General features: G+C 42.7%; 23 protein-coding genes. 16 read left to right on the forward strand and 7 right to left on the reverse strand.

Annotated elements, in window-relative coordinates; all coding sequences use genetic code 11:
• The 3 genes from ICN46_RS09710 to ICN46_RS09720 form a co-directional block, all read left to right on the forward strand.
• A partial coding sequence (locus ICN46_RS09710; protein ID WP_215336448.1) for an integrase core domain-containing protein occupies nt 1-113 on the forward strand: 113 nt, incomplete at its 5' end.
• Between the two features lie 297 nt (nt 114-410).
• Complete coding sequence (locus ICN46_RS09715; protein WP_216208020.1) at nt 411-1,247, forward strand: type IV toxin-antitoxin system AbiEi family antitoxin domain-containing protein; 837 nt, start codon at nt 411-413, stop codon at nt 1,245-1,247.
• Nucleotides 1,247-2,080: a nucleotidyl transferase AbiEii/AbiGii toxin family protein gene (locus ICN46_RS09720; protein ID WP_071467093.1), complete on the forward strand. Its 834-nt coding sequence runs from the start codon at nt 1,247-1,249 to the stop codon at nt 2,078-2,080. Before ICN46_RS09715 ends, ICN46_RS09720 begins: the two co-directional genes overlap by 1 nt.
• A 127-nt stretch (nt 2,081-2,207) precedes the next feature.
• On the opposite strand, the gene ICN46_RS09725 is transcribed toward ICN46_RS09720, so the two are convergent.
• The 3 genes from ICN46_RS09725 to ICN46_RS09735 all read right to left on the reverse strand — a co-directional run bounded on the left by ICN46_RS09725 (nt 2,208) and on the right by ICN46_RS09735 (nt 5,380).
• Nucleotides 2,208-3,092: a tyrosine-type recombinase/integrase gene (locus tag ICN46_RS09725; RefSeq protein WP_216208023.1), complete on the reverse strand. Its 885-nt coding sequence runs from the start codon at nt 3,090-3,092 to the stop codon at nt 2,208-2,210.
• 84 nt (nt 3,093-3,176) lie between these two features.
• Nucleotides 3,177-4,148: a hypothetical protein gene (locus tag ICN46_RS09730; protein ID WP_216208027.1), complete on the reverse strand. Its 972-nt coding sequence runs from the start codon at nt 4,146-4,148 to the stop codon at nt 3,177-3,179.
• 275 nt (nt 4,149-4,423) lie between these two features.
• Entirely contained in the window at nt 4,424-5,380 is a 957-nt protein-coding gene (locus ICN46_RS09735) for a tyrosine-type recombinase/integrase (protein WP_216208030.1), read from the reverse strand.
• A 165-nt stretch (nt 5,381-5,545) separates the two neighbouring features.
• On the opposite strand from ICN46_RS09735, the gene ICN46_RS09740 reads away from it, so the two are divergent.
• From ICN46_RS09740 to ICN46_RS12025, 8 genes are all read left to right on the forward strand, one after another.
• Nucleotides 5,546-5,782, forward strand: a complete 237-nt coding sequence (locus ICN46_RS09740) for a helix-turn-helix domain-containing protein (RefSeq protein ID WP_215304037.1) — start codon at nt 5,546-5,548, stop codon at nt 5,780-5,782.
• Between the two features lie 151 nt (nt 5,783-5,933).
• Nucleotides 5,934-6,539, forward strand: a complete 606-nt coding sequence (locus ICN46_RS09745) for a type IV toxin-antitoxin system AbiEi family antitoxin domain-containing protein (protein WP_216208033.1) — start codon at nt 5,934-5,936, stop codon at nt 6,537-6,539.
• Nucleotides 6,532-7,380 (forward strand): nucleotidyl transferase AbiEii/AbiGii toxin family protein, encoded by an 849-nt coding sequence (locus tag ICN46_RS09750; protein WP_216208037.1) that lies wholly within the window; start codon nt 6,532-6,534, stop codon nt 7,378-7,380. The genes ICN46_RS09745 and ICN46_RS09750 overlap by 8 nt, the downstream gene beginning before the upstream one ends.
• A 45-nt stretch (nt 7,381-7,425) precedes the next feature.
• Entirely contained in the window at nt 7,426-7,884 is a 459-nt protein-coding gene (locus ICN46_RS09755; RefSeq protein WP_216208040.1) for a hypothetical protein, read from the forward strand.
• A gap of 144 nt (nt 7,885-8,028) precedes the next feature.
• A complete protein-coding gene (locus tag ICN46_RS09760) occupies nt 8,029-8,322 on the forward strand; it encodes an ADP-ribosyl-(dinitrogen reductase) hydrolase (protein WP_216208042.1) in 294 nt (97 codons plus the stop codon).
• Between the two features lie 45 nt (nt 8,323-8,367).
• Complete coding sequence (locus ICN46_RS09765) at nt 8,368-8,736, forward strand: BrnA antitoxin family protein (protein WP_216208045.1); 369 nt, start codon at nt 8,368-8,370, stop codon at nt 8,734-8,736.
• Between the two features lie 82 nt (nt 8,737-8,818).
• Complete coding sequence (locus tag ICN46_RS09770; protein ID WP_216208048.1) at nt 8,819-8,977, forward strand: hypothetical protein; 159 nt, start codon at nt 8,819-8,821, stop codon at nt 8,975-8,977.
• A 147-nt stretch (nt 8,978-9,124) separates the two neighbouring features.
• The gene (locus tag ICN46_RS12025) at nt 9,125-9,256 is read left to right on the forward strand and encodes a hypothetical protein (RefSeq protein WP_255538830.1); all 132 of its coding nucleotides are present in this window, start codon (nt 9,125-9,127) and stop codon (nt 9,254-9,256) included.
• 24 nt (nt 9,257-9,280) lie between these two features.
• Here the strand turns inward: ICN46_RS12025 and ICN46_RS09775 are convergent, their stop codons facing one another.
• On the reverse strand, nt 9,281-10,360 hold the full coding sequence (locus ICN46_RS09775) for an MraY family glycosyltransferase (RefSeq protein ID WP_216208051.1): 1,080 nt from the start codon (nt 10,358-10,360) through the stop codon (nt 9,281-9,283).
• A gap of 184 nt (nt 10,361-10,544) precedes the next feature.
• Here ICN46_RS09775 and ICN46_RS09780 point away from each other — a divergent pair, with 184 nt between their 5' ends.
• Together ICN46_RS09780 and ICN46_RS09785 are read left to right on the forward strand one after the other, a co-directional pair.
• Entirely contained in the window at nt 10,545-11,387 is an 843-nt protein-coding gene (locus ICN46_RS09780) for a DUF3108 domain-containing protein (RefSeq protein ID WP_216208054.1), read from the forward strand.
• A 51-nt stretch (nt 11,388-11,438) separates the two neighbouring features.
• The gene (locus ICN46_RS09785) at nt 11,439-11,684 is read left to right on the forward strand and encodes a hypothetical protein (RefSeq protein WP_216208058.1); all 246 of its coding nucleotides are present in this window, start codon (nt 11,439-11,441) and stop codon (nt 11,682-11,684) included.
• A gap of 21 nt (nt 11,685-11,705) precedes the next feature.
• Here the strand turns inward: ICN46_RS09785 and ICN46_RS09790 are convergent, their stop codons facing one another.
• A complete protein-coding gene (locus tag ICN46_RS09790; RefSeq protein WP_216208061.1) occupies nt 11,706-12,725 on the reverse strand; it encodes a calcium:cation antiporter in 1,020 nt (339 codons plus the stop codon).
• 84 nt (nt 12,726-12,809) lie between these two features.
• Between ICN46_RS09790 and ICN46_RS09795 the strand changes: the two genes are divergently transcribed.
• From ICN46_RS09795 to ICN46_RS09805, 3 genes are read left to right on the forward strand one after another with little or no spacing between them, the layout of a single operon-like run.
• Nucleotides 12,810-13,172, forward strand: coding sequence for a sirohydrochlorin chelatase (locus ICN46_RS09795; protein ID WP_216208064.1), 363 nt, complete (start codon nt 12,810-12,812; stop codon nt 13,170-13,172).
• A gap of 44 nt (nt 13,173-13,216) precedes the next feature.
• Nucleotides 13,217-13,528: a type II toxin-antitoxin system RelE/ParE family toxin gene (locus ICN46_RS09800; RefSeq protein ID WP_255538831.1), complete on the forward strand. Its 312-nt coding sequence runs from the start codon at nt 13,217-13,219 to the stop codon at nt 13,526-13,528.
• Entirely contained in the window at nt 13,528-13,863 is a 336-nt protein-coding gene (locus ICN46_RS09805) for a HigA family addiction module antitoxin (RefSeq protein WP_255538832.1), read from the forward strand. Before ICN46_RS09800 ends, ICN46_RS09805 begins: the two co-directional genes overlap by 1 nt.
• An 11-nt stretch (nt 13,864-13,874) precedes the next feature.
• On the opposite strand, the gene cobA is transcribed toward ICN46_RS09805, so the two are convergent.
• Nucleotides 13,875-14,702 (reverse strand): uroporphyrinogen-III C-methyltransferase, encoded by an 828-nt coding sequence (gene cobA, locus ICN46_RS09810; protein ID WP_216208066.1) that lies wholly within the window; start codon nt 14,700-14,702, stop codon nt 13,875-13,877.
• Nucleotides 14,699-15,289, reverse strand: a complete 591-nt coding sequence (locus ICN46_RS09815; RefSeq protein WP_255538833.1) for a DUF934 domain-containing protein — start codon at nt 15,287-15,289, stop codon at nt 14,699-14,701. Before ICN46_RS09815 ends, cobA begins: the two co-directional genes overlap by 4 nt.

Consider the following 15,289-nt stretch of genomic DNA (forward strand, 5'->3'; position numbering starts at 1 on the left):
AAAACTGGATCACCATTTACAACGAAGAAAGACCGCACAGCTCTCTTGGCAGAATATCGCCTAGAGACTATCGAGCACAGGCAGAAAACAACACTTTAGGAATGTCGGCTTGACGGGGGATACTACACCCTATTTCCAGGGTGTAGATGGCGGTAATGCGATCTACATTTAAGTTGGCGTTTAAGTTTTGTTGCATTATATGTTTCCTTGTGGTTTCGCTGGCTAAACCTTTTATTACTTTTTAAAAAAGATGTTTAACTAACTTACAAACAGTTTAGCCCGCTAAACCCATTTTGTCAACTAAAATTTAGGAATTGGGGTGAAATAGATGCAGGTGGTTTGTAGATAGTGCTATTAAGATCAAATAATGTTATATTCAAATCTCTATATATATCTTTATAGGATATAAATTGAACATAAATAATAATAATTCATCTAAAACTCTAGGCCCTCGCATGGCGGGGTTATTTACACGCCTATATGAGAAGGGGCTCTTAACGTTTAGGGTGGCTGACGCCGTCAAATACACGGGATTGTCTCCAATTGCAGTTAGTAACTTATTGCACAAAGCTCAACAGCGCGGGGTTGTTACACGATTAAAGCCGGGTCTATTCAATTTAGTACCTTTTGAGTTGGGGGGTGTGTCAGAGCATATTGATAGTCCTTACATCATCGCCAGAGAGCTTGTAGGGGCGGCACCCTATTTTTTATCGTATGGGACAGCATTTGAATTGCATCGGATGTTTACGCAACCGATGTTTACGACATACGTTTCATCCACTAAGCGTATGCGCTCCCAGACTGTTGGGGGGTATGAATTCAAGTTCGTCAAAGTGAGCAGCGATCAAGTCTTTGGGGTAGAGAAATACTGGGTGGATAAAGAGCGATTTGTGTTGATCAGTAATATTGAAAGAACACTCATTGATGGCTTGAAGCACCCAGAGTATGTTGGGGGGGTTACGGAGGTCGCAAAAGGTTTGTGGATGAAAAAAGACGCAATTAATTTTAAGACTCTGATTGAGTATGCAAAACAACTAGGTGTAGGTGCGGTAATTCGCCGACTCGGATATCTATTGGAGAGGTATGAATTGGTGGATGAAAGCATTTTGCGAGAATTACAAAAGCAGTTAAGTGCAACCTATCAGCGCTTAGATCCACAAATGCCTGCGCAGGGGATATTTCTTTCGAGATGGAAATTGCAACTGAATGTGAATCAAGAAGAGCTTGATGCCGTGAGGTTTGGATAATGATTCCGCAAAGAAATATTTCTCTAATTGCTAATAAATTATTAAAAGAGGGCGGTAAACGTGTTCCCGAGTCCGTGATTGAGCGGGACTATGTGTTGGCTTGGTTTTTGACCGGGCTTGCCAATCATCCTTTACGTGAGATATTGGTCTTTAAGGGTGGAACAGCCCTACGACGTTGCTGGATTGATCACTATCGATTTTCAGAAGACTTGGATTTCACTTTAACAAAACCCATTCAATTTTCAGAAATCTTGGTTGGATTAAATGAGGTATTTGAAAGCGTATATAGGGAGTGCGGCTTAAAAATAGAGTTCGATAGAGAAGATCGGGCCAGCCATCAAAATAGCTATACTTTTTATCTAAAGTATCAAGGACCGTTGCCAGCATCCAATGATGTCAAGGTGGATATCACGATTAATGAGGTATTTTGTTTTGGCGCACAAAGCAGGCCCATCTTTCAAACCTACGATGAGTTCGAAGATCTGCCACAGGGACCAATTCTCAATGTATATTCCATTGAAGAGATTGTGATTGAAAAGGTCGCAGCCCTAAGTGATCGTGCTAGAAATGAACCTAGAGATCTTTATGACCTTTGGCATTTATTTGGAGAGCATTCGATTGTTCTTCAAGAGTTACGCCCTGAACTTGTGCGCAAGTTAGCGCATCGCAATAGGCTCGTAAATGGTCTTGAGCAAGCAATTGCCGTTAAAAATGAGCGTTTAAAGCGTCTTTGGACAGGCCGCCTAGCTCATCAGATGAGTGCTCTTCCAGAGTTTGATGGCGTTTTCAGGGATGTTATGAGGGCAATTAGAGCTGCTGATTTACCGGAATGAAGGTATTTTTTGGATGAGGTTCATTTAATAAGGGCAGTTCATCATCAAAATTCAAGGCAGCTTATAAGTGGCAATCCGAACCCTAGAGAAAACAGTGATTTTGCGTATGATTTTTTCAAGGGTATGCCTACGGTAAATAATTGATATGCTCCACATACCTCATGACGGTATCCGTTTTTGACCATCGACCCATGCTCATGATGATGGGAAAGCTGGCTCCCGAAACAACTAAATCCTGGGCATGACCTACTCGCATTGAATGACCACTAATTCTGGCTACAAAAGATTCATCTAAGCCGGCTTTTCTGGCAATTCGCTTGAAGATCCTGTTAATTTGACCTCCACCCAGATGTGAGGATATCTTCTGCGATTTTCCAATGCCACGAAATATCTGACCCTCTTGATCCCCAATTTTCGCTATCCACTCCTTTAAGGCAAGATGAGCTCGTTGACTAACGTGTAGCCATTTGCCAGTAGAGTCTTGATCGGTTTTGCTTTTCCTAAGTAATATAGTCGTAGATTCAATACTATTTTTAATAGTAATTTTGACATCTTGGATTTGCAGGGAAACTAATTCGCTTCGTCTGCATAGGGTGTCATAGGCAACCAGCAGAAGCGCTCTATCTCTAATGCCCATATTATCTGCATCGGTTGCGCTAAGCATCTGCTCTAAAACATCTTGATTAATTCCTTGAGCCTGTTCGGACGCGCGCCCTAGTTTTCTATGCATTCGCCTCATTTCCAATGTGACATCTGGATCTTTGCTTGGATCGTCAAAGCGATTTAACTTATGGATTGTGGCGATTCCTGTAATTGCACGTCGAATGCTAGCGGACGTTCTGCCGCCATTCGCAAGCATAACAATATAGTCGGCAAGGATTAGCGGGTCAACTGGCAGGGCAGTTTGATTGTGCAGACTGCAATAAGTAATGAAATCAATAAAGTCAGCGCGATATGCCCTGATGGTCGAGGCAGAATAGGCGCCATCAATTTTTAGAACTGTTTTGGCCAACTGTTCGCTTGGGCTGAGTATTATTTTGGTATTTCCATAATTGTCTTTTACAGTTTAGCTAGCTAATGTACCGTAGCCAAAAAATCACTTCCTCATAAATTTAATTAATAAGTTTTTAACAAAACTCAATTGCGCCTCAGCAGAAGTTTCATTACGCTTTGCAGCTTTAATGATGTCAATTTTCTGACCCTTAAATTCCAACAAGCCAAATTCACTAGGAATCTGCTTGGCTCCCACTTTTGGGTCGTAATCGTGAAAGGTAACCCACACGAAGTCAAAATAGGAGCTAACCTTTTTTAAAGTGTCATATTTAGTTACAGGCGAATTATTTGATTTGATTTCAATGCCGTGTAATTCAATAGGGCCATCTACATTCATTTGAACTATTGCAATCGCATCGATGTAATAGAATTTAGACTCAGAGATGGCTAAGCGAGCTACCTCGCCCCTTAGAAGTTCAAAGTGAAATGGTTTTGGTGTTTTGAGCCAAGAACCTGCACTTTGAGAGAGGGCAGTAAACACATGCGCTTCTAATAAGCTGTCATGTTGAGCCTTATCTTTTAAATCTACTCTAGGAATAGGCATGCCCATACCCCTAGCTGTTCTTCCCTCAAGAATGGGGCGATAGATTAACCAAGTTTGTCTTAAAGAATCACGCGTAATTGTCGCGGAAATAACCTGGGCGGCTAATTTGATAAAAATATCATTGGGCATGACTCGCTCTAGCTTACCCAAAATTTCTATATTTTCAGGGCTGACCTTGGTGGGGAGTTCATTAAGGAGGGGATTGGTAATCTGATTTTTACTTAAAAGAGGCTGAAGCTCTTGATAGTATTTGCCCGCCCGATAGTAGCGCCAAATGCTACCTTCTTTAAGGCCAATGCTTTGCCCAAATGAAACAAGCCATTCAGTAAAGGAGCGATGACTGGCTTCCCAAAAGTTATTTTCTTCAACTTGTAAAACTATAAGAGCAATTTTTGTCCAGGCGCGAGCATCATCAGCGTTAAGACTTTTAATTGAACTTACAATTGTTTTGGTAATCTCTTGCTTGGACATATATATAGTGGTTTAAAGTAATTAGTTAAGCTTGTAGTCTAGCTCGCTAAAGTATTTATTGTCAAGTTAATAATAGAGATGCAGTGTTTATAAGGCTCGGCGGCGCTTGCACTTTATGGTCTCTCAACTTGCAGCTTATGGGGGGCAACTTGCACTTTATGCATGAACCCACAGGTGTATCAACTTGCAGCTTATGGGGCCCCAACTTGCACTTTATGAGTACACCCGCATTGGGGGATATGGAGTATTGAGATCGTTATTCCCTGCTGAAAAATTTAAATATGCTCAACATACCGCATCACCGTATCTGACTTGGACCACCTCCCCCGTTGCATCATGATTGGCATGCTTGCTCCAGAGCTCAATAAATCTTGAGCCGCGCCTACTCGCATGGAGTGACCGCTGATCCCCTTAATGACTGATTCATCTAATCCGGCTGCCCTGGCAATCCTCTTATAGATACGGTTAATCTGGCCTGCCCCCACTGCAGAGCTAATAATATGGGCTCTGTTAACACCAGCCATGATTTTTTCTTGCCCCTCGGGAAGTTGCTTTATCCACTCCATCAATGCAAGGCCGGCCCTTGGACTTAGGCGCAATACTTTACCCATTGAATCTTGATCGGTCTTACTTTTTCTCAGTAGGATCGAAGTACTCTCAACTCCATTTTTAATGGTTATTTTCACGTCTTTGACTTGCAGTGACACTAACTCACTGCGTCTACATAAGGTGTCGTAAGCCACAAGTAATAGGGCCCTATCTCGCAAGCCTCTGATCGAATCATCGGTAGCTGACAGCATCTTATCTAGAGTATCTATATTTATGCTGCCTGCTTGACTTGATGAGCGCCCTAGTTTTCGATGCATTCTTCGCATTTCGATGGTGACATCAGGATCCTTCGTGGGATCATCCATGCGGTTAAGTTTGTGAATGGTAGATATTCCACAAATGGCTCGACGAATACCTGCTGAACTTCGCTTGTTATTTGAGAGCTTAATGATGAAGTTGGCGATAGATGAGGGGAGGGCGGGCAATGCATCTTCATTGCATTCCTCGCAAAATTGGATGAAGGCATTGAAGTCAGCTCTATAGGCGCGAATGGATGCGTATGCGTAGGCACCTTCAATTTTCTCAAGGGTGTTAGCTAATAGCTCCCTGGGATCAATTCTGATTTTTAAGTCGTTCAGATTGGTGTGAGCTAATGCTGATGCGTTCTTTGGTAGGCTCGTCATATATGGCTTTCTGTGGTCGGGATGGTTTACTTCTGGGCTTTCGGATACTTCTAGACAAATGTCTCAATACTGGGCAAAATCTAACTTCTGATACTTTTTTATCTCCTTGTTAATAAATAATTATTGTAAATAAATAATTAATACTAATTATACAGCAAATATACCTTGATTACAAGCAATCAAATTCGTGCAGCGCGCGCCATGCTCCGGTGGAGTGGGAAAGATTTAGCAGAAAAAACAGGATTGGGTTTTTCAACCTTGATGCGTCTCGAGTCTTTAGAGGGCGTACCGGGCACCCACTCTAAAACTCTGGAAGCAATTGAAAAGGCTTTTGAAAAAGCGGGGATTGAATTCATTGGGACTCCAGAATCTGGTGCTGGTGTGCGCTGGAGGCTTAGGTAGACTTCAGCTTGCACCGAGCTAAGCGCATTGGAAGCTACATAAATGATTTGATTTGCATCCCTTGGCAGGATGGAGCCTTAAAGTCAGTCATCCATAAAACATAATGTATGTATTTATTAATATTTACCGACATTATGTTAAAATAATGCATATGCAGACATCCAAAGAAATCATTCTTGCAATGGCAAGTCAAAGAGGTATTTTGAGGGCCAGAGACTTGGGCGAGCTCAATTTGCCCCGAGTTGAATTGGCAAGACTGGTAGACGAAGGGCGTCTATTGCAACTAAGTCGTGGTTTGTATTCGCTTCCCGATAGAGTGGCAACTGAGCAAACAACACTGGCGGAAGTGGCTATTAAATTTCCTAAGGCCATATTCTGCCTACTCACGGCATTGCAGATGCATGGATTGACCACGCAGTCCCCACATCAAGTTTGGGTAGCAGTTGATGTAAAGGCACGCGCACCCAATATTAAATATCCACCGCTCAAGGTCGTTCGATTTTCAGGGGAAGCGTTGGAGTCAGGCGTAGATACTAAAGTGATTGACGGCGTAGTTAACGTCAGCGTCACATGCATTGAAAAGACCATAGTGGATTGCTTTAAGTTTCGGAACAAAATCGGGATTGATATTGCTATCGAGGCCTTGCACGAGGCTTGGCGTAGCAAGCGAATGTCAATGGATAAAGTTTGGGAATATGCAAAAATTTGTAGGGTAAATAATGTGATGAGACCTTATTTGGAGAGTCTGAATGGCTGACAAAAACATTGGCGCATCCGTTCGAGCTAAGTTGAAAAATAAGGCGCAAGCCGAGGGCAAAGAATTCAATTTAATTCTTACTCGCTATGCATTGGAGCGTTTTCTGTATCGCTTAAGTATTTCAGAGCATCGAGATCACTTTTTATTGAAAGGAGCCTTACTATTTGATTTATGGTTTGATGTTCCCTTAAGGGCCACAAGGGATATTGATTTACTGGGATTTCAACTTCCCGATGCCGCCTACTTGATAAAAGCATTTGAGGATCTATGCGCTTTAGAGGTGGCCGACGGCATCGAGTTTGAAGGGGGCAGCATTCGGGCGGAAGAAATTCGCAAAGAAGCAAATTACACAGGAATGCGGGTGACTTTAGTCGCCTATCTGGATGGGGCAAGATCAGCCATTCAAGTGGATGTCGGTAATGGGGACGCAGTCACACCAGCGCCAGAAATGGCGAACTATCCCGTACTCTTGAGTGAGTTTCCTAGCCCCAGGTTAAGGGTGTATCCACGCTATACCGTCGTGGCTGAAAAATTAGATGCAATTATTTCCTTAGGTATGGCCAATAGCAGAATGAAAGATTATTTTGATCTATGGGTAATCCTTAATCAATCTGGGTTGGATCAAGAAATTTTAAGGACTGCAGTAGAGGCCACCACTACTCGTAGAAAGACTTTGATGCCAGAGGGATTGCCATTGGGCTTATCTGATGAATTTGTGCAAGATAGGAATAAAAATATTCAATGGAATGCGTTCTTAAGTAAGAATCAATTAGATAGGGTTGAGTTGAAAGATTTGGTAATGGATCTAAAAAATAAATTAGGATATTTATTTCATGACTGATGCCAAGTGGAGAGTTTCAGATATTTTTAGAGAAAAGGCTGTGTGATGCTTGCATGTACGACAACCAATATCGGTGTCGGAGTAATTCTCCTGGGCACACTTCAATTTTTAGCATCTCTTTTGGTTACCGAAAGACTTAAAACCTCGTTACAGAAGGAGCACTCTCATTTCCTTGAAAAATTAAAGTGGGATTTGAAGGTTAGAGAGCAAGCCGTAAAGGTTGCCGAGTATCTTTCCCTTATAAGAGAAATGAATACAAGTCCAAATACTGCTGAGTTTGACTATCAAAAGTTAAATCAATTGTCTTGGGAGTTGGCATTATGGCTTCCTGAAAAGATATATAAGGAAATGGTACTTTCCATTAAAAATCCTACGCCCGAGGTTAATGAATTGACAACAATTATTTCTATTAGAAAATTACTCTTGGAGAAAAATTCTGGAAACCTGACCGCTGATGATATCGCGCATCACGGAGTTGATATTGGCAAAAAAAGTCAATCTTAAGTATGGCTTAGAAGGAGATTAGGTGCGCTAATGCCATGTATCGAACAGTCAATGGGTGAGTGCTAACCCCATTTAAGGCCAACTTGTATTGCTTATATTCAAGATTCACAGTATGATATGTATATACAAATATATGGTACAAGCATGAAAAATCTAATTATTAGCCCTGATACAGAAGAAAAACTGATCAAAAAACATGGTTTAAGGCGGATTGACGTAGAGCAGTGCTTTAGGAATAGGGAGCGCTCTTATTTACTTGAAACAAGACCAGAACATAAAACTGAGCCATTGAGTGAGTGGTTTATATCTGAAAACGATAGAGGTGTATTGATCAAGGTTGTTTGTATTTTTATAGAAGGCATGATTCATCTGAAAAGCGCATTTCCTCCAAATGATGAAGAGATTAGTATATACAATACAATGTCTGAAAATTACTAAAAGTGTTGACTACCAAAAAGCAGATAATTCAAATAGAGGACAGTGATGATTACAAACGAAAAAACAAAAAAGATTGAAGCCGCTCAAGACGCTTGGGAAAGTGGCAAGTTAGGCAGGGATAGTAAATATGCCGTAGCGGCTAGCAAAGAGCATGGTGATCAAATCGATGATGCATTGGGTTTACAAATGATTTCAATTCGATTGGATAGAGAGTTGATTGATACATTCAAGCTTTTGGGTGGGAAGTACCAAATGGGCTATCAGCCTTTAATGCGGGAAGCATTAAAGCGGTTTGTCGATGGTGAGCTGAAGATGGTGGCGCTTGAGGCTTTGGAAAAACAAAGCTTAGCAAGATCAAAATCAAAGGATGATCAAAATCCTCCCAAGAAAGAAAAGGTAGCCAAGGCTGCATAAAGTTAAAGTCCCATCAGGAGCTTTTTTATTAAGTGGAATGGTGTTTATTCGCCCAAGGACTTTATAGAAAGCGTAGCAAAACATGCCATCAACTAAATTATTTAAAGAAACAGTCCGTTTAAGAATCGAGCGTGATCCTGCTTTCAGACTAGCCTTGCTTCAAGAGGTGCTCTCTGCTTTATATATGGGGGATATGTCTCTTGGAAAAGCCATACTTCGAGACTTACTTATCCACAATTAGTCTTGAGAGTTAGGTTCGCTATGGGGAAATAGGGCGCTTATCTGAGCGACATTCCACTTCGTCTTACGAAAACTTCAGCAGTCACTGACCCGTTTGGGTTTGCTCTTTCTTTAGGATGTAGTGAGTCATCAATCCCAAGGAGTTGCAATGCTTTCAATTGAATATGTGCACAAGCGAGCTCGATTATTTCGGATCGAGTTGCGCTTAATCGTGGTTGCCTGTTTGGTGGTGCTGATACTTGTTTGGCAAATACTGCGTGTGCTCATGGTACTTAAATAATCTAATTGGTGCTACTTGTGATGTTTAAGGATGCATCCATTTAGGTGTTCTAAATGTAACCACTCTTCTGTAGAGCCACATATAGGACGCGACGAAGATGAAGAAAAATCCAATCAGTATTGGGGTTGAGCCGTAAAAAAATATTGCTGGAATAACTGAAAAACTACTAAGTACCCAGAGGTAGGGCGAAGTCCTAGCATTAGCGCTAATCCAGTCACTCTCAGTAGTAGTGTTTTTACGGTTAAGAATGCGTCTAAATATTAGAGAGTGAAAGTGAGTCCCATCGGGATGGCCAATACTTGTACCTTGATGAAATTTTCTACGATAAATTGTAAAGAGCGTTTCTAGAATGGGGTAAGCATTGTCCAGTACCGCAAACCAAGGGGAAATCTCACTATGTCGACCAACTATCAAGATGCTCAGGATCGCAATCCAAAGGCCGATGAGATAGGCGCCGCCATCTCCCAAAAATATCAAGCCTCGTGGGTAGTTCCAAATAAAAAATCCCAGGATTGCGCTAGCCATAGTAAAGCTTAAAGAAAAAATCATCGGGTCATTCAATTTAAAGCCAACGTAGCCTAATCCCAATAACGAGATAATGCCAACCATACTTGATAAACCATTGAAGCCATCAATGATGTTGTATGCATTGGCTAAGCCAGTTACGGCAAATACTGTAAACATAATGGAGACCACGGGGAGGGCAAATGCATAATCTATTAATGGGATATCTAAGCCATTAATTTGTGCGCCTAAAAAGAGGTTGGCGAGCAGTGCGCCAAAGGCCGTAAAAATGAGTCTACTGCGAACACTTATTTTTTTAGTCACATCCTCAGCAATACCAATGCAGAATGCAGGCAGAGCGCAAAAAAGAAGAATGAGGTCTGTAGCGTTCTCTAAATTGCTTTGGTGGCGCAGGGCAATGGCAACAAAAATTCCCAGTCCGATGGCTATACCCCCAACCCTTGGAACTACTTTAGTGTGAAATTTTTGGGGGCCTGAAAGATCTCTATCCCCACTAAAGCCGCTATGCAATTTCTGGGTACGAATAATCAGAATGGTGGCAATAAATGAAGTGAAAAAAGCGGCTAGCAAACTAATCATGGAATCATTATAAATTCTAATACTGCTTATTTAAAGGTTTAATTCGGGATAAACCATTAGATGTTCGGTTATGCGCCAATAAGTGCATATTTTGGCTAAAAGGCTATTGCTTTAATAAAGGTATTATTGGAAATAATATAAGTAATTTTGATTTTGACTTTATTCCCATCCGTCAATTAGCCCCATGAAAAATGGCCCTAAATTCACTACCTCTAGTGTTGCAAATTTTATTTCCGATTTGGCTTTATTGCGCTTGGCCTGCCTCGTTGCTTTATCGACATTAAGTTTGGGCACTTCTGCCCAGACCATTCAATTTGAATACGATCTCAAAATTACTGCAGACCCAGCCAAGCGTGTCGCCTATTTAAAGGAGTCTGGTGAAGCCCCGAGTCCTTACGAGCAAGTCTTTAATTTGGTCAAGGGCTCCATGCAGGTGGCTACTATTGTGGATAAGGTGGATATTCGTAAAGACCAATATCACATTAATTCCGTTGGCACTCTTGGCGCAGTGCTCTCAACTGCGCTCTCTGATCAAAAGTTGGTGAGAGATTCAGTAGGGTCTGTGGGTAAAGATGGCATGCTTACCAATACCTATCAAGAAAAGCGGGGTAACACTGACTTGCTGATCGCCAAGGTAGAAAAGAGTCTCGTGAACTTTTATAAAGTGTCCTCACGCAATCCGCCTGTTGGAAGTGCGCCTTATACGGGCCGTTTGCTTGACATGGTTTCGGTGGGTTACCAGTTTTTGGGTCGTGAATTATCCCCTAAATCGATTGTGTTACCGGTAACAGATGGCCGCTCTGTCAAAAATTACACCTTGGTACGTGGTGAGCCTTGGGAGTTCCCATTTGATGGTGGCAAGGTCAAGGCGATTCGTTATTACAAGACCACCTCTAAGGATGACACTGCTACTTTTGAGGTTTGGTTTTCTGAAAAAGAACATGCGCCGCTGCGCTCAGTGATTGGTCTGAATGCCCAGTATGGCGCAACTATTCAGTCAGATTTAAAGAAAATGCCTAAGTTTTAATGCTGTGTCTTTTTAAATAATTACTATTTGCAATGATAGGAAAATATTGTCATGAATAAAAAGGCCATCATTTTTATTGTTGCCATTGCGCTCATCATCTTTGTCTTAATAAAATTTATTTATAGTCAACTATGTGCGCCGACGCAAAACAATCTCATTGCTAATGTTGCCTCTAGTCTTGCTTCTGGCGTGGTTTCAGATGTTAGATCTGCGCCTCCCAGTGCTCCAGAGCCCTTATCTTGGGAGCTAGTGATTCAGCGCTTTGTTACATTCTTATCAAAAGCTTGTAATCGCTAAGAGTAGAAATGGCGACTGGTCTTAAGGCACTAGGCTCAAAAACAAATACTCAAAGAAAATAATTAAGTGAACCACGCCTTGCAACATGGTGGTTCTGCCAATGGCTAGTGTCAGTGCGCCAATAAAGAAGGATAGGTACATTAAGGTCACGTTGAGATTGCTGATACCTAGACTTAAAGGCAGATTAAAGTAAATCGCAATAGCCGCTACCGTTGGAATGGTGAGCCCAATACTCGCTAATGCAGAGCCTAAGGCTAAGTTCAAACTACTTTGCAGGCGATTGGCCCTCGCTGCTCTGACAGCGGCATAGCCTTCAGGCATCAGCACTAATAGTGCAATCGCAATACCCACAATAGTTTTTGGCGCCCCAGCAGCCTTGACGCCTGATTCAATCACGGGGCTGAGCAATTCAGCTAGACCCACTACAGTTACCAGGGAAATGAGTAAGAGTGCGCAACTGGCAGTTGTCTTTAAATTACTCGGTTTCTCAGCATGCGCGTGCTGATTGCCTACTTGCCCCTCTACTTTGGGTAGATAGTAATCGCGGTGACTGACGGTTTGGAAGAATAAAAAAGCAATATATAAAACAAATGAAGCAATCCCGGCAAAAGCTAATTGACTCTTGGTGAAGTCTGGTCCCGGGGTGCTAACAGTCACAATTGGCATGACTAAAATAAATGTTGCCAATGCAGTCAGTACTGCCAATGCAGAATTAGTACCTTCGTTGCGGAAACTCATTTCATGATGTTGAAAGCCGCCCATAAAAATACATATACCAATCACGCCATTGACCACAATCATCACAGTAGCAAAGACGGCGTCACGGGCAATAAATTCTGAGCCCTCATGGCCAGAGAGCATCATGGCGATGATGAGAGAGACCTCAATGATGGTAACGCTGATCGATAGCACTAAAGTGCCAAAAGGCTCACCCGTTTTATGTGCAATGACCTCTGCATGATGAACGGCCGAGAGAACCGCCCCAATCAAAATGGCTGCGAGTATGGCAATAAACCAAGAGTGGGTAAGTAAGTTGGCCATAGTTTGATAATCGATAAAGGTGACTGTGAATACGACTAATAATAGGTAATATAGAGTAAATCCATATTAAGGTACTAGTAGAGTATGAAGGCAATTATTCTGTTTGGTCATGGTGCACGAGATGCCCGCTGGCGTGAGCCTTTTGATCGCCTGGCCGCCCTATGGAAAGCCCAGCATCCAGACACTTTGGTTCAATTGGCCTTCCTGGAGATGATGGATCCCAGCTTAGAGGCTGCGGTTGTCAATCTTGCGAGTGCGGGTGCCTCTGACATTGTTGTAGTGCCGGTCTTTTTTGGACAAGGTGGCCATCTACGCAATGACTTCCCTGTGCTACTTAATTCCTGCCAAGAAAAGTTCCCCAGTGTGAAATTAAGTGCGACGCTTGCTGTTGGCGAGGATGAGGGTGTTTTGCAGGCTATCGTTGATTTTGCGGTTCAAAGGATCTAGAGCTAGATATCCATAACTTATGTAATGGTATTCATTACAATATAATGAATACCATTACAATAAGCCCTAGTAATTCATTGATTCAATCATTTCGTCATCGTGGATTAGAGCTCTTTTATTCAAAAGGGAGTTATCGAGCTATTCCCGCTCAATATGCTGCGCGTCTTGAGCGAATACTGGATCGCCTCGATGCTGCTATTTCTGCAGATGATATGGATTTACCGGGCTATCGGTTTCATCGGCTGAGCGGCAAGAGAAAGTCATACTACGCTATTGCAGTATCAGGTAATTGGCGTCTCACTTTTAGATTCGATGGAGATAACGCAATTGACGTTGACTTAGAGGATTATCACTAATGAAGAAAATGCTGAAAAGTTTAAGAAATACAAATCGTAGGCCAACCCATCCAGGTGCAATTTTGAGGGAGGATGTTCTGCCGGAGTTAGGCATTACCCAATCGCTTTTTGCAAATCACTTGGGAGTAAGTCGCCTCACGGTATCGGAAATTTTGCACGAGAAGCGTGGGATTAGTGCAGAGATGGCGGTCAGAATTGCCAGAGTTATCGGCGGCACTCCTGAAAGTTGGCTCCATATGCAGGAGGCCGTTGATCTTTGGGAAGTCGAGCAAAAGTTTAAGCAGAACCCCAAGATGGCCCCAACAGCGCTTTTCCCATTGGCACTCGCAGCATAGTTTTACACTAACTAGGCCGCTTTATTTTCCTCTTTAACTTTAATATCAAATTGCGTTGCATCTCTTTTGCGCAGACTATCAAGCTGTCGACCCTTTAAAGTTTCACCAATCATAATGAGCGCCGGCGAGCTGTTATCAAACCATTGATCAGCTTTGCCATGAGCGAGCTCACCTAAGTTGCTCGACCAGTGGCGCTCTCTTGGGGTGCTGACTGATTCCAAAATATGGACTGGAGTTTTTTGGGTGTGATTGGCGCTACTTTCTATCAGTTGCTTAGCAATCTTAGCTGCATCCTTGCGACCCATGTAATACACCAAGGTATCAGCCGTAGGATGTTGGATTGGACCTCTAGATACTTCTGTTTTACTCTTTGCTGTATTTTCTGTAGCTTGCGCAAGTGTCACAAATGCCACGCTTCTAGAGACGCCTCGCAGTGTTAAGGATTGCTGCAGGCTTGCTGCTCCGGCTAATGCCGCAGTAATGCCTGGCACCACTTCCACTGCAATACCTTCATTATGAAGTGCTTGTAATTCTTCATCAGCCCTGCCAAAAAGCATTGGGTCCCCACCCTTTAATCTGACTATAGTTGGATATTGTTTTGCTGCATCAACTAAGCGCTTGTTAATAAAGTGCTGGGCTGAAGATAATTTACCGCAGCGTTTACCAACAGCTACTTTGATCGCTTGTGGACAAAGATCAAGCATCTCAGGCTCTATGAGCGCATCGTGAAACACAATATCCGCTTGGGCCAACAGTTTTGCGCCGCGAATAGTAATGAGGTCAGCAGCGCCAGGACCGGCGCCAACCAAATAAACTTTTCCGAGGGTATCGTTGTTCATGAGATTGTTATGAGCTGTGCTGAGGCTTCTAGCAAGGTTCTTTTGCCGCGCCAACTGTTTTGTGTGCTCACTGTAAAGAGATCGAATTGCTTTAAGCCTACCTCTAGGTTTTGATCTGGACGCATTTCAAAGGCGTCAAATCCAACACGCGCACCTTGGAGCAATTGATCAATCAGTACATCACCAATGGCGCGTACCTCTCCCTGCCAGCTAAAACGGTCACGCAATAGCGCTGCGGTACTAAAACCTCTACCATCTCTAAAAATGGGGAAGTGGGCCGCCACTACTGCCCAGTACGCTTTGCCAGCTTGAATAATGTCAGCATGTTTCAGGATGTCATCATCGGCTGCGAACCACACACCAATTTCTCCTTTGTTGGCGCGCTCAACAATGTCGGCATTCTGATGATGGCCGCTGCAATGACTGCGCCACCAATAAAACGGCACTAGCACCTTATTGAGACCATGCTTCAAATCAGGGGTATTTAATGGTGCGCCTTCATCACCTTTACCATCCCATATTTGCCACTCATTGGCTGCTAGGCTAGGCTGGCCAGCTTTCGGAAATCGAATAATGTGCTTGTTCAT

This window comes from Polynucleobacter sp. Latsch14-2 (genome assembly GCF_018881925.1).
Classification (GTDB): Bacteria; Pseudomonadota; Gammaproteobacteria; order Burkholderiales; family Burkholderiaceae; genus Polynucleobacter.

Bases quoted from the DNA above. Each gene is read 5' to 3' on its own strand.
- ICN46_RS09730 (WP_216208027.1), bottom strand. From the start codon at position 4,148: ATGTCCAAGCAAGAGATTACCAAAACAATTGTAAGTTCAATTAAAAGT.
- ICN46_RS09765 (WP_216208045.1), top strand. From the start codon at position 8,368: ATGATTACAAACGAAAAAACAAAAAAGATTGAAGCCGCTCAAGACGCT.
- ICN46_RS09770 (WP_216208048.1), top strand. From the start codon at position 8,819: ATGCCATCAACTAAATTATTTAAAGAAACAGTCCGTTTAAGAATCGAG.
- ICN46_RS12025 (WP_255538830.1), top strand. From the start codon at position 9,125: ATGCTTTCAATTGAATATGTGCACAAGCGAGCTCGATTATTTCGGATC.
- ICN46_RS09780 (WP_216208054.1), top strand. From the start codon at position 10,545: ATGAAAAATGGCCCTAAATTCACTACCTCTAGTGTTGCAAATTTTATT.
- cobA (WP_216208066.1), bottom strand. From the start codon at position 14,702: ATGAACAACGATACCCTCGGAAAAGTTTATTTGGTTGGCGCCGGTCCT.
- ICN46_RS09750 (WP_216208037.1), top strand. From the start codon at position 6,532: ATGGCTGACAAAAACATTGGCGCATCCGTTCGAGCTAAGTTGAAAAAT.
- ICN46_RS09775 (WP_216208051.1), bottom strand. From the start codon at position 10,360: ATGATTAGTTTGCTAGCCGCTTTTTTCACTTCATTTATTGCCACCATT.
- ICN46_RS09720 (WP_071467093.1), top strand. From the start codon at position 1,247: ATGATTCCGCAAAGAAATATTTCTCTAATTGCTAATAAATTATTAAAA.
- ICN46_RS09760 (WP_216208042.1), top strand. From the start codon at position 8,029: ATGAAAAATCTAATTATTAGCCCTGATACAGAAGAAAAACTGATCAAA.
- ICN46_RS09815 (WP_255538833.1), bottom strand. From the start codon at position 15,289: ATGAACAAGCACATTATTCGATTTCCGAAAGCTGGCCAGCCTAGCCTA.
- ICN46_RS09795 (WP_216208064.1), top strand. From the start codon at position 12,810: ATGAAGGCAATTATTCTGTTTGGTCATGGTGCACGAGATGCCCGCTGG.
- ICN46_RS09755 (WP_216208040.1), top strand. From the start codon at position 7,426: ATGCTTGCATGTACGACAACCAATATCGGTGTCGGAGTAATTCTCCTG.
- ICN46_RS09790 (WP_216208061.1), bottom strand. From the start codon at position 12,725: ATGGCCAACTTACTTACCCACTCTTGGTTTATTGCCATACTCGCAGCC.
- ICN46_RS09785 (WP_216208058.1), top strand. From the start codon at position 11,439: ATGAATAAAAAGGCCATCATTTTTATTGTTGCCATTGCGCTCATCATC.
- ICN46_RS09800 (WP_255538831.1), top strand. From the start codon at position 13,217: ATGAATACCATTACAATAAGCCCTAGTAATTCATTGATTCAATCATTT.
- ICN46_RS09745 (WP_216208033.1), top strand. From the start codon at position 5,934: ATGCAGACATCCAAAGAAATCATTCTTGCAATGGCAAGTCAAAGAGGT.
- ICN46_RS09805 (WP_255538832.1), top strand. From the start codon at position 13,528: ATGAAGAAAATGCTGAAAAGTTTAAGAAATACAAATCGTAGGCCAACC.
- ICN46_RS09735 (WP_216208030.1), bottom strand. From the start codon at position 5,380: ATGACGAGCCTACCAAAGAACGCATCAGCATTAGCTCACACCAATCTG.